This is a genomic window from Jejuia sp. G7-7, assembly GCF_055808955.1.
In genome coordinates this window covers 528,022-541,393 of record NZ_JBVVSZ010000001.1, presented here as the reverse complement: position 1 = coordinate 541,393, position 13,372 = coordinate 528,022, and the positions used below count along the sequence as shown (strand labels likewise).

Below are 13,372 nucleotides of genomic sequence, written 5' to 3'. Positions count from 1 at the left end.
TACAATTTAAACAAAAAAAGGCAAAAAACTTACGTCTTTTGCCTTACCACCTAGAATAATTTGCTATTAATCCATGAGTAGTTTTGTGGTTTTATAATTGGTTTGGTTACTTCTAATTTTACAGAAATAGATACCAGAACTTAGGTTTCCGCGTACTAGTTTTATTTCATTTTTACCAGATACTGCAGAAAATGGTATTTGTTTTACTAAGCGCCCTACTTGGTTGTAAACTAACAACTCTACATGTTCTGAGTTTTGTGCTGTAAAGTGTATGGTTGTTTGAGAGCGCATTGGGTTTGGTATGGCCACAGCATCTAAAGCTTTAGTTTCTGTTAAGCTAGCCACAGATAATGTGCTGCTTGTTGAGAAACGCAATTGCTCTAATGTCATGGATTTAGTAACTTCTGTACCATTTTCGGCTAACATGGTAAACACTATAGAGGTTATATCGTTTACTTCTAATGGTGTACCGTTGCTTGATTTAAATTCAGAAAATGGTAAACTATAATCTGTTAACTCTTCTGTTAAATCTATACTTGCTTTGTATTGTGTTTCCCAGTTGGTAACACTTTCTTTTACTAATCTTACAATAAGTGTTCCTGTACCTTTAGCTTGTAATTTAAAGCTATTATACTCAGATAAATCTATGGGGTTAAACTTTGGTGTTAACGCTCTGTAAGCCGCAATGTATTCGCTAGTTGTTGCTTCTAAATTAATGTTACGTTCTACAGCATATTCATTGTCATCAAACTGAGTTTCGTTTGTTTCTACAGTATAGTTTGTAACGGTTGTAGTTGGTGCAGCATCATCGTATCCCCAAGGACCATCAGACATAAACAAATCATCTGGAGTTTGTATACCGTCTCCAATTCTAAAACCTATATCAAAAAGGTTTCCAGCTTCTACTTGAACATTAGAAATGTAATCGCCGTTTAATTCAATAATAGATGATACATAGTCTACGGTTTCTGTTTCTGTTCCTCTTAATCCGCCATCAAAAACAATAGCTTCACTCCTATTAGTATTTACAATTTGTAAATCTAGTTTTCCGTTACGGTATGTTCCTTTTCTAACAAAAACTGTTGGTGGTGTTGAGTTGTTATAACTAGTAACTGGTTTTTGAACATCTAATAATCTTACTACTTCTTCTCCAAGACGTAATAAATCGTCTAAAGAATTTGACCAGATTTGGAAATTATAAAAGCCAACATTATTCTCGTATTTATCTAAATTCCAATGGCTTTCAATTCCGAAATTAGCACCATTGTTTATTGATTTTGCTGACAGACTTAAAACAAACTCTAAAGAGCCATCAATAGTTCTGATTAATGATTTAATAAATTGTTGTTCTTTAATTTCAATTGTAGATACCGAAATTAATTGCGCTCCTAATAATCTATCGCAAATGTATTTGGTATGCTCGTAAACGCCTTTATCTGTTTTTAATAATAAAATAGAAGCTACGGCATCGTTATTTCGCATATAATCAACTGAATAGATATCGGTTGCGTTTGTAATGTTTATTAAATCTTTTGGAGACGATTCTATAACATCTTCTTCATTGATAACATCTAATGGAATAAAATCTGATAATTGAAATCCGTTACCTTTTCCAGCTTTAGTTTTACCATATTTAGATGTTTTTGAAAAACGTTTAGCAGCTGTTTTGTCAAATTTATAATTGCTCTTTGCTCTATTAAAATTACGTTTGCTGATTTGTTGAGAGAGTCTGTTATTACTTTCTAAACCACCCTGGTTTGCACTTGAAGAAGTAGATAACTCAATTACTGGACACCCTGCATAACCAGAACATGAAGGATCTTCACAATCTATTAATCCGTCGCCATCATCATCAATACCATTATCACAAATTTCTTGCGGTACTGGAGCTGTAGGACAACGTGCACCATCATTTTGCGCACTAGACGGTCCAAAAGCAAATAAATTAGATTCCATAGAGTTTGATCCATTTAACTCTTGAACACTTTGAATAACATATATAGTTCCTGTTTGGTTTGCCGATATATAAAAACGACCAGAAGCATCAAAATAAACCGCACCATAAGTGTAATTTAAACCTGAAAGAATCGGCACTTCTCCCAAACTTTCCATAGCTCCAGTTTCGGCTTCTATTCTATATAGAATATTGGTTTTCTTTTCAACTGCATACAATTTTTTATCTACAGCATTAAATGCCCAATCGTGAATACTAATATTCTTAGATAGGTTTAACGTTTTAATATATTTTCCGTAGTTATCAGAATCTGGGTTTAAATCTACAGCATAATATGTTGTTCCACCACCTTTTAAATAGTAAATACCTTCAGCACTAACATCGCCTACATAACGACCACTAGTTGGTAACTCATCTATATAAAACGTTGTGGTTTTAAAGTTTTTCCCAATACGAACAATTGATTTTGCTGGTGTACTTAAAGACCCCCAAATAAAACCATCAGCAGGATTGTATGCTGTTGCATTTATATTGCCTTCTGTAACATCAGTTGCAACTGTATATGAATTTCCTGAGGCTAAATCGATAGCATACACATCATTGTATTGAAATAAGTATGCATTGTAATCACAGTTAAACGGAACATCTTCTGAACCAACTCCTACTTGAGCATTAACTTGTGATACAATAACGAGTAATAATAGTAATAATCTTTTCATGATATAATTTATTTATAGCACAAAAATATATGACTAAGGCACCTTAAAATGTAATTTTCGATAGATGAAAATTAAGTGTAGACGAATGGAAATATTAACAAGTTAAACGATTATAGTAAGTTTAATCGTTTCATCAATTCTGGTCTATTAGAACGACTTACCGGAATAACATCTTTCTTGATAAGCACACTATTATCCTCAATATCAATAATCTTTTGAACATTGATGATATAAGAACGATGTATTTTTAAAAATAAATCATTAGGCAATTTATCTTCAATTTTTTTTAAAGTAGAATGTACTGTATAATTCTTGTCTTCTGTTTTTACCTGAATATAATCGCCTTTGGCTTCTACTAAATAAATACTAGGTATATCTATTTTAATGAGGCGTCTATCTATATTAACGTATAAATCGTTTCCAGAGCTTGCTTCAATTTGACTTGAAGCAGCGGCAGTTGTTTCTTGAGTTTTATTTGAAATCGATTCAGCTTTTTGAATGGCTTTTTCAAAACGAGGTAATGCTATCGGTTTTACTAAATAGTCAACGATGCAGTCATACTCGAAAGCTTCTATTGCAAATTGAGGGTCTGAAGTAGTTAAAATTATTTTAGGAGGATTTTTTAATGTTTGAATAAAATCAAAACCTGTGAAATCAGGCATATGAATATCTAAAAATATAAGATCTACATCATTTTGATTCAAATACTTTATCGCTTGCATCGCATTAGGAAAATCTTCTAATATATTTAAGCTAGGAATATTTGTACAAAGTTGAGCTATAATTGCTCTAGCTGTAGCCTCATCATCAATAATAATACAATTCATAAAATTACTTTATAGGGTAGTTAGAAAGTTTGTAATCATTTGCATAATATTGTCAAATTCTTCTTTACCTGCTGTACTTTTTTCTAATAAATTATTTTCAAAGTCAACAGCAACTTCATAACTCTTTTCAAGCCCTAAAATACTAATTTTATGTTTAAGTTTGTGGACATTTTCTGCAGCCTCTTTAAAGTTATCACTTTCAATATTCTTATAATAGATTGCTTTCTCTTCAGGGAATTCTAATTTTATAATAGATATTAGTTTTTCCTCAAAGGTTTTATCGCCTCCTGATAATTGATTTATATAAGATAAATTAGGTTGCTCCATAATTATTTTTTTAAAGTGAAATAGAATGTTGTCCCTTTATTTAATTCAGATTCCACCCAAATTTCACCACCATAAAGTGTTATGATTTTTTTTACAATAGACAACCCAATCCCCGAAGATTCTGGGTTATTCTCAAGTTTTTGAAACGTTTTAAATATCTTATCAAAATAGGCATCATCAATACCTTTGCCGTTGTCTTTTACAAAAAATCTCCAAAATGCATTATCATCCTCTACGCCTATTTCAATAAGTCCTTTAGCCTTATCATTATATTTTATTGCATTATCTATAAGGTTTTGAAATAACTGCTGTAACCTAAATTTATCGCCATTAACAACTGGTAGTTTATGGGCTTTTTTTATTGTAATATGTTGTGGTGTCAGCATTGTAGATATAATATTATCAACTAATTTATCGACATTTACATCATAAAATTCTGTTTTGTTTTTATTAATGGTAGAATAATTTAAAATACCACTTATAAGTGTATCCATTTTTTCTACATTATTTCTAATAAGATTCAAACTTTCTTTCCCTTTTTCATCAAAAACAACCTCATAGTCTTGTTTTAACCAGGTAGTCAATGTATCAATGTTTCTTAAAGGTGATTTTAAGTCATGTGATACCATATGAGCATAATCACTTAATTCTTGATTTTGATAAGCTAATTCGTTCAAAAGCTTTTCTCTCTGCTTATTTATTTCAACTATTTCTTTGGTTTGATTATCAATAAATTCTACCAACTTCAATCCATCTAAATCTGTATTTTCTAGCTTTTGTTTTTCAGGAAGTTCATAAAATTTCAGAGTTTCTATAACGTGTTTTAACTTATCAATAACTTCTTTTTGAGCTATAGCTTCTAATTTCAATTGTTCATTAGCAACAAATAACTCTTCTGAACTTATAGTCATAGCACGTTGTTGCATTACATATTGCTCATCAAAATTTGTGAAAGATCTATTTACTGCATCTAGAAACTGCTCTAAATCTTCAGATGAGGCTTGTTCTTCTGATAGATATTTTCGAATTTGACGTTTAAGTAATGAATTCATTATTCGCTTATTAGCGTTATAGTCATAGTTTGATTATGCAATTGACAGTTACTTTCACCATGAAAAGGAGCAATTTCTCCATAAGAATAAAAACCACACATAGTTGTTTCGCTACCAACAACAGCAACAACTTCTTCAATTTCCTCCTCTACTCGCTGATCTAAAACCAACTTTCTGCCAATACAACTTACCAATAAAGCCAATTGAGGCTTGTTAGTTCTTAACTCTAATGCTTGTCTTGCAGCACGTTCAGATGCATTGGCAATGTTATCCACATTAGTCATCATAAGTTGCACTTTAGAATTCTCGGGGATATCACCCGCAAGAATCATGGTATTATCATCTTCATTTATATTTAAAATCGTTCTAACAAATGCTTGCTTTTCTTCAGTTGACTTTACATTTAAAGGATATAATAATGCAGCTGCAGGCAATTCTGCTGATTTATCTCCTAAATATTTTTTATATAAATCTAACGCAGGCTTGTTATCTAATTCAAACAATACATTAGATTTAGATTTAGTAACAATACGTTCTGGACCAAAAGGAGTCCAACCACCATGTATTGAAAAAGAGACTTCTAATGATTCTCCGTAAAAACCAATAGCTATAATTTCTCCTGTTTTTGGGTTTTCATTATATGATGCTAATGTTTTTTCAAAACGTGCTGCATCTCCACAAAGTCCTCCAGTTATTAGAAGATTTTCATCTATAGCAGAGTTCATACCTTTAGTTAACTCACTACCATTAATAAAACTACCTTCTGATAGCACAAAAACATATTTTAGCCCTTCTTCTGGAAACTGATTTATAAGATCTTTTCCAGTTTTAAAACTATCCAAATTTGAATTTAAAACATTACTATTTTTTATTAAAAATGAGCTTTTTTCGAACTCAATGGCTGTTATTAAAATACTTTCATCATCAACAGATTCTGAAGTAATGTCTCCACTTGTTGAGCCAAATACAATATGACCATCTGGATACAACTGTTTTACTTCTTTATACATTGTATCATTTTCTAGTAAATATCTGTTACCTAAAACTAAAACTAGAGGTTTTATAAGTCTAATATTATCACTTAAATATTCCCAACTACCTGCTCTATTTTTTTTAATTGAACCGTTTTCATAAATTATTTTTTTAATGTAAAAAAGAATGTTGTTCCTTTTCCTGGTTCACTTTCTAACCAAATTTCGCCTTCATGCAAATCAATAATTTTTTTAACTATTGACAATCCTATACCTGTTGAATCTTTACTTTTATTGAGTGAATGAAATATTTTAAAGATTTTATCATGAAACTTTTTTTCAATGCCCATACCATTATCTGCTATGGAAAATTGATAATGGGTTTGAAGGTTTTCAACATTAATTTTAACAAAGCCTTTTTCTTTATCTATAAATTTAATAGCGTTACTAATAAGATTTTGAAACAATTGCTGCAACTTCGTTTTATCTCCTTTTAATGTTGGTAGTTTGTTTAACACCTCTACTGTTACATGATCTGGCTTATACATGATTTCAATTAAATCAGTAATAACCTCATCTAAATTTACATTTACTTTTTCGCTTTCATTTGTACCAACACTAGAATAACTTAAAACATCAGAAATAAGTTGTTCCATTTTTTCTAATGTCGTTTCAATAAGTTTAAAATTTTGAAGACTAACTTCATCCAACTTATCTTTATTATCATCTTTTATCCAATTTACTAAAGCATCAATACTTCGTAATGGAGATTTTAAATCGTGTGATACAATATGAGCGTATTCTTGAAGTTCGTCATTACTCTTTTCTAGCTTTTTTAATAGTTTTTCTTTTTGAATTTCAAGAGTTTTTAATTCAGTTACATCCCTAACTATACCTTGTGCTGCAACTGGAGAACCATTGTCATAAATTATACTGGCATTTATATGCACCAATTTTTCTTCTTTCTTTCTTGTAATAATAATTACATTAAAATCAGTAAGCGTACCATTATTAAAAAGGTATTGAAAAGATTCAGCAACACGCTCTAATTCATTTGGATGAACCATCTCAATAAGATTAAAATCTTGATTTGAGTCTTCAAAACCTAATAGGCCCACCGCAGCATCATTCATTTTTAAAACATTGCCTGTTAAATCTATAATAACATAGGCGTCAACTATATTTTCGAAAACACCTTGCAACTGAGAATCTGTTTTATTGAGTAAAGTTTCTAACTCTGAATAAGACTTTTCTAGTTTTTGCTTTGCGTCATATAATTCGGCAGATTTATTTTCAAGAATTTTTTCTGCCTGTTTTCTGGCAGCTTTTTCACGCGCAAGTGCACGCTGTAACATGTCAATTTTATCTTGACTCATTAGTTTTTATTAATTAAAAACTTTACTTCTGTGCCATCTTCTTTTATTTTTTCCAAAACAATAGTAGCTGTTGAATTAAAATGCTCAAAAGTCTTATTCATTAGTCCCAAACCAAAATGATGCATCGCTCTACTTGATTTGTAAATAATTATTAATGAGTTCTCAGTTCTTTCAACAACCTCAAACGTTGGCAATTCAGCATCAGGATATATTTTTCTAACTTCTACATGTATATGATTTTCTATTGAAGATATCATTTCAATAGGATCATTATAAGTAGCTAAGAGCCCTGGGTAACTTTCTTCTAAAACACTAAAAAAATGTTCAGCATATACTAATAATAAATCATCAATTGAAATACCCGTATGTTCACTTAAATGCTGCAATAATTGTAACATTTCAGAAAACTTATAAGTTCCGACAGAAGTGTAAACACCACCAGATTCCAAATCTGACTGAGTTATAATTTTATCAAGAACTTCTAATCCAAATTTATCTTCAACTAAATCTAAAAACTCAGTAAAAACAATACCTTTCATTACACCTTTTTTTAATTCATTAATACTCCAATATGCCAACAATTTTTCAATTTTGAAAACATAATCTTCATACTTAAGAGGTTTTAAAACATAACCTGCAATACCAATTTTATAACATTCTAATAAATCTTTTTGATTATTAGAAGTTGTTAAGATAATAGTAGGTATGTACTTTAAAACGTCATCCCGTTTTAGAATACTTAAAAACTCTATGCCATTAATTTTAGGCATATTCAAATCTAATAAAATAATGTCAGGTAATTCGTCTTTTTTTTCTAAAATTTTTAAGGCTTCTTCTCCATTGTTGGCTTCCACAATATTATGTCCTAATTGTAGTTTTGAAATTGTTCTATTTAATTTCATTACTTCAATCATATCATCTTCGATAAGTAATATATTTAAGTTTCTCATAACTTTCTCCAATTTTAAAGTGTTAAATTAATTGAAGTAAAAGGAATATGAATTATATTTCGGTAGTTTGATATTTAGTGTAGCTGAATGACGGATAAGTGTCGACGAATGGTTTTTTACTTTATATAGATTTAACTAACATCTTCTTCTCAAAACTACTCTTAGGTGCTTCACATAGTGAACATTCGTAATCCTCTGGTAAGTCTTCAAAAGAAGTGTTTGCTGGAATATTTTGAGTAATATCGCCATAAGTTTCGTTATAAACTGTCATACATTCTGAACATTGATGCACTTCTTCTTCAAAGGTTTCATTATTTGATGTTTGAATATTTTCATCTTCTTTTTCTGTTCCTAATTGCTCAAAATAAAGCTGGCTTAATTCCATTAACAAACCTGGTAATTCTAGCTTATCAACATCTTGAACATGCATAATGTAGTTTCTAGTATTGGGGTCGAAATTTTTAGCATATAACAAATTGTACGTGTCTCGGATTGTAAAATCGCCTTTAATTTCTGGTGGCCTATTTTTTTCTATTACGATAGATGTGAAATTATAGGTATCGCTGTCATAACTCGTAATTCCGAAGGTTAATCCATAAGTACTAATATCATTTTGATCGAAATTAGTAACCAAATATTTTTTAAGATTTAAAGCTTCTTTGTCGTTTACAGGTAAATGCCAATTCATTTCCAACATGGAATGACGCACGTTAATCCCAAACTTTCCTAAGAACTTTTCCCATTGTAGTTTAGCCTTTAAGGGAATTCCTTTTACAATAAAAGACTTCCAAGGCGTGATGGAAATTTTACCAATTTTATTTTCAGAACATAAATCGCACATGGCTTTTAAAAACGGGATATCATACCTGTTATTTCGCCAATATAACCCCAACCAATAACGGTCTTGACCAATACGATTCATCCCTTCGTAATATGGAAATGGGTAAAATGGCACCTCTAAAGGTTTGTCTACAGTACGGTTATTTGTGTCGGTAGCATCGCTTACTAAATCGAAAACCATATCTATAGTTTCTGGTTCTTCAATTAAAATATTTTCAATGGCTAATTCTATCTTATCCATATCCCAACTATAAATTAAAGCGGGATACATTTCTGTTTTTTTCCAATCGGGTAATCTCAGGTATAAATACCAATAATCTTCATGCTCAGAGGCTATAAAATTCACATTTCCTGTGAACAAAGGCACCAAACGTTGCATAGGGTCTGTAACATTAATACGTAGTTTTGGTGTGTGCTTAAACTGCTCTAAAATATACAAATAACGATCACTTGTTAACCATGAGGTACTTGGCAATATTTCGGTAGACACATAGGAGGATGCTATATTTTCAACACCATCTCGTTTAGGCTTTACAAATTGAATTTTATCAAACTGACTAAACTTACTTTTATCAATTTCCTCTGGAAAAATAATATCTTGTCTAGACCCAAAAGAAATAGCATCAAGTCCTAAACTTTCTGCAGCTTCACAAATATATTTCAACTCTCCTGGCGATAATACACCACCGTTTATCATTAATCTATACGGTTCTTCCATTATGCTAATACTTTTGAGTTTTGAAGTATCTCTCTAACTTCAGTTTTACAACTTCCACAACCTAAACCTGCTCCTGTTTTATCACAAAGCGTCGTAAAATCTGTGCATCCTTTTGAAATAGCTTCTTCTATATTTCCTGAGCCAACTTGACTACAAGAGCACACTAACTTACCTATAACGGGCACATCATTTGAAGACCCTCGAAGTAATTTATCACGCTTTTCAGCCATTTCAATTTTACTATCAATCATGGTTTTAAATTCGGCAAATTCATTCTTATCGCCCATTAAAACTGCACCTACCAACAAATCATCTTTTACAATACATTTTTTATAATAGCGCTTTTTAATATCTGTAAAAATAATTTCCTCATAGCTATCATCATTTTCGGGGACACTAATATTTCCAATGCTACATAAATTCAAATCATTGAATTTTAGAATATTCATGAGTACAGAACCATTGTATGAACAACTCACATCTCCAGCAATAAAGTTTGCCAAAATATTGGCTTGCTCTTCTGCAGCAGACGTAATACCGAATAGCTGATTGTTAAATTCTGCAATTTCTCCAATAGCAAAAATATCAGGATGAGACGATTGTAAATGTTGATTTACTTTCACACCCCTTATACATTTTATACCATTTTCTCTAGCAATTTCTACATTTGGAATTGTACCAATAGCATATACAATAGCATTTGCTGTTATCGATTTTCCACTTTTTAGTGTGATATTTAATTCGCCTGTATCTTCATCATCAAACACCGTACTTACTTCATTATCAAAATAAATTTGGATACCACGTTCTTGAACATCTAAAGCCAATAATTTACTAGACACTTTATCTAACTGACGCTCCATCAAACGCGATCCACGTTGTACAATTGTAATTTTTGCATTTTTATGTTTCATGGCTGCTGCTAACTCCAAACCAAGTAATCCACCACCAACAATAACCACATGCTGCTCTTCTGGAGGTAATCCTGTAGCCTCTAAATAGGCTTTAAAACTATCGGCATCACTTTTATTACGCATCGTAAAACGCCCTGGTAAATCTATTTGCACATCCTTTGGGATAAAGGCGCGACTACCAGTTGCCAATATCAATTTATCGAAGTTATGTGTAGCTTCATTACTATCTGTTACTACTTTTTGATCTTTATCAATTTTTGTGATAAAAGTTTCAGGGTGTAAATGAACATTTAGCTTTTTAAGTTCTTTTTCTTTAATTTTTAGAAGTTGCTCCCATGATAATTCTTCAGTAACATATTCTGGTAACAATACGCGATTGTAGAACAAATTTGGTTCTTTTGAAAATACATGAATTTCGTCTGTTTCATTCTGTTCTCTATAATTTTGAACAAATCGGAATGCTGCAGCTCCTGCCCCAGCGATTATAATTTTTTCAGCTGTCTTTTTATATTTTGAAACTGAAACCCGTGTGAACTTAAAATCGGGTTCTTTTGATGTTGGATCAACGTGTGTGTTCGTTAAATTATTAGCACGGTTTAAATTACTTTGTAATTGTTTGCCCCAATGCATTGGTAAAAACACCACACCCTTTTTAATGTTCTCAGTAATTTTTGCACGCACTCGAACTACACCATTCTCACTTGTAATTTCAGTAATAGTACCATCTTTTATTTTATTCAAATACGCATCTACAGGATGTATTTCTAAAACAGGTGTTGGGTAATGCGTTTTTAATCTAGATACTTTTCCTGTTTTCGTCATGGTGTGCCATTGGTCTCGAACACGTCCTGTTGTTAAAATTAAAGGATAGGTTTCATTAGGCTGAACCGAAGTATTTTCAATAGTACTTGGTAAATTAAACTGTGCTTTCTGTGATGGTGTATAGAATTTTTTATCTTCAAAAAGGCGAGGCGTTCCTTGATGCCTATGTTCAGGAACTGGCCATTGAAAGGTGCCTTCGTTTTTTAATCTATCGTAATTTAAATAGGATACATCAATATTTGTCCCTTTAGTCATAGATGCATACTCATCGTAAATTTCGCTAGCATTATTAAAGTTGAATCCTCTAAAGCCCATACGCTGTGCGAAATCACAAAAAATCTCAACATCTGGTCTGGCTTCTCCTGGAGCTTCTATTTCTTTAGGTAAATATGAAATTCGACGCTCAGAATTCGTCATGGTGCCTTCCTTTTCTAACCATGCAGCTGCTGGCAATACTAAATCCGCGAAAGCGACCGTATCCGATTTATGAGAGATCTCTTGAACCACGACAAATTTTGCGTTTTTCATGGCTTTTTCAATACGATTCAAATTGGGTAAGCTTACCAATGGGTTTGTACATGCAATCCAAACCGCTTTCATTTTACCGCTTTCTAATGCATCAAACATTTCGGTTGCTGTGAGTCCGGGTTTTGGATTTATTTTATCAACACCCCAAAATTGTGCTACTTCTCTGCGGTGTTCTTCATTCATTAAATCTTTATGAACCGCCAAAAGATTCGCCATACCTCCTACTTCTCGTCCGCCCATCGCATTAGGCTGTCCTGTTAATGAAAACGGACCAGCACCTGGTTTTCCAACTTGCCCTGTAATTAAAGATAAGTTTAATAAGGATACATTTTTATCGGTACCTACTACACTTTGATTTAAGCCCATAGCCCACATACTGATAAAACCTTTTGAAAGCCCTATCATATCTGCTGCCTTTTGAATGTCCTTTTCAGGAACACCACATAATTTTGAAGCTTGCTTTAAAGATGTTTTAAAAATTAAATCTTTATAATCTTGAAATCCTTGCGTATGGTTTTTTATAAATTTCTCATCGATTAATCCACGTTTGTATAAACAGCGACCAATAGCATTGTAAAGAATGACATCCGTTCCTGGAAGGAGTTGTAAATGTAAATCTGCAAAATTAGCGGTATCTGTTTTTCTAGGGTCTACCACGATGATTTTAACATCTGGATTGTCCTCTTTATGTTTTTCTAAGCGTCTAAATAAAATAGGATGGCACCAAGCAGGGTTTGCTCCCGTGATTAAAAAGGTGTCTGCCAATTCAATATCGGCATACGAAATCGGCACACTATCTTCCCCAAAGGTTTTTTTATAACCAACCACCGCAGAACTCATACATAATCGGGAGTTGGTATCAATATTGTTTGTGCCTAAAAAACCTTTAGTTAGTTTATTGGCAATGTAATATTCTTCAGTTAAACTTTGTCCAGATACGTAAAACCCAACGCTATCAGGTCCATGTTTTTTGATGATGGATTTAAAAACGCTCGCTGCTCTATCTAAAGCATCATCCCAACTCACGCGCTCACGAGGATGCGATCTACTCCAACGCATTTCTGGGTATAAAATTCTATCGGAAGTATCATTTGCTACGTAATGCAAATTCATGCCCTTGGAACATAGCATCCCTTTGTTGACTGAATGATCTTTATCGCCTTCGACAAAAACAGTATTGTTAGCATCTTTTTTAACAATAATACCACAACCTACACCGCAGTAGGAACACGTTGTTTTTATTTCGTTTTTCATCATTCAGACTAACATTTTATACTAAATAACATTATTTAATTTCAGAAAACAAATACCAACTTCATTATTCTGAATACCATAAAAAAGGTTGATTTTATTTCATATTTGATAAAAACTAGT

The 13,372-nt window shown here is 32.0% G+C and carries 9 protein-coding genes and 1 pseudogene; all 10 read right to left on the bottom strand.

The genetic code is table 11. The annotated features are described in order from the left end of the window. Positions 1-66 precede the first annotated feature (66 nt). The 10 genes and pseudogenes from AC0L5U_RS02695 to AC0L5U_RS02650 all read right to left on the bottom strand — a co-directional run bounded on the left by AC0L5U_RS02695 (position 67) and on the right by AC0L5U_RS02650 (position 13,255). On the bottom strand, positions 67-2,673 hold the full coding sequence (locus tag AC0L5U_RS02695) for a DUF6923 family protein (RefSeq protein ID WP_473414544.1): 2,607 nt from the start codon (positions 2,671-2,673) through the stop codon (positions 67-69). Between the two features lie 110 nt (positions 2,674-2,783). After that, positions 2,784-3,500, bottom strand: a complete 717-nt coding sequence (locus AC0L5U_RS02690; protein WP_473414543.1) for a LytR/AlgR family response regulator transcription factor — start codon at positions 3,498-3,500, stop codon at positions 2,784-2,786. 9 nt (positions 3,501-3,509) lie between these two features. Further along, positions 3,510-3,827 (bottom strand): Hpt domain-containing protein, encoded by a 318-nt coding sequence (locus AC0L5U_RS02685; protein WP_473414542.1) that lies wholly within the window; start codon positions 3,825-3,827, stop codon positions 3,510-3,512. A gap of 2 nt (positions 3,828-3,829) precedes the next feature. Beyond that, positions 3,830-4,879, bottom strand: a complete 1,050-nt coding sequence (locus AC0L5U_RS02680; RefSeq protein WP_473414541.1) for a sensor histidine kinase — start codon at positions 4,877-4,879, stop codon at positions 3,830-3,832. After that, positions 4,879-5,889 (bottom strand): FIST signal transduction protein, encoded by a 1,011-nt coding sequence (locus tag AC0L5U_RS02675; protein ID WP_473414540.1) that lies wholly within the window; start codon positions 5,887-5,889, stop codon positions 4,879-4,881. The genes AC0L5U_RS02680 and AC0L5U_RS02675 overlap by 1 nt, the downstream gene beginning before the upstream one ends. A 125-nt stretch (positions 5,890-6,014) precedes the next feature. Further along, positions 6,015-7,226 (bottom strand): sensor histidine kinase, encoded by a 1,212-nt coding sequence (locus tag AC0L5U_RS02670; protein ID WP_473414539.1) that lies wholly within the window; start codon positions 7,224-7,226, stop codon positions 6,015-6,017. Continuing rightward, the gene (locus AC0L5U_RS02665; RefSeq protein ID WP_473416153.1) at positions 7,226-7,765 is read right to left on the bottom strand and encodes a heme NO-binding domain-containing protein; all 540 of its coding nucleotides are present in this window, start codon (positions 7,763-7,765) and stop codon (positions 7,226-7,228) included. The genes AC0L5U_RS02670 and AC0L5U_RS02665 overlap by 1 nt, the downstream gene beginning before the upstream one ends. A 9-nt stretch (positions 7,766-7,774) precedes the next feature. After that, positions 7,775-8,176: pseudogene (locus AC0L5U_RS02660) on the bottom strand (response regulator); the annotation flags it as partial. 121 nt (positions 8,177-8,297) lie between these two features. Then, positions 8,298-9,734 carry a rubredoxin gene (locus AC0L5U_RS02655; RefSeq protein ID WP_473414538.1) on the bottom strand — a complete coding sequence of 479 codons (1,437 nt, stop codon included), beginning with the start codon at positions 9,732-9,734 and terminating at the stop codon, positions 8,298-8,300. Further along, a complete protein-coding gene (locus tag AC0L5U_RS02650) occupies positions 9,734-13,255 on the bottom strand; it encodes a molybdopterin-dependent oxidoreductase (protein WP_473414537.1) in 3,522 nt (1,173 codons plus the stop codon). The genes AC0L5U_RS02655 and AC0L5U_RS02650 overlap by 1 nt, the downstream gene beginning before the upstream one ends. Positions 13,256-13,372: the final 117 nt, after the last annotated feature.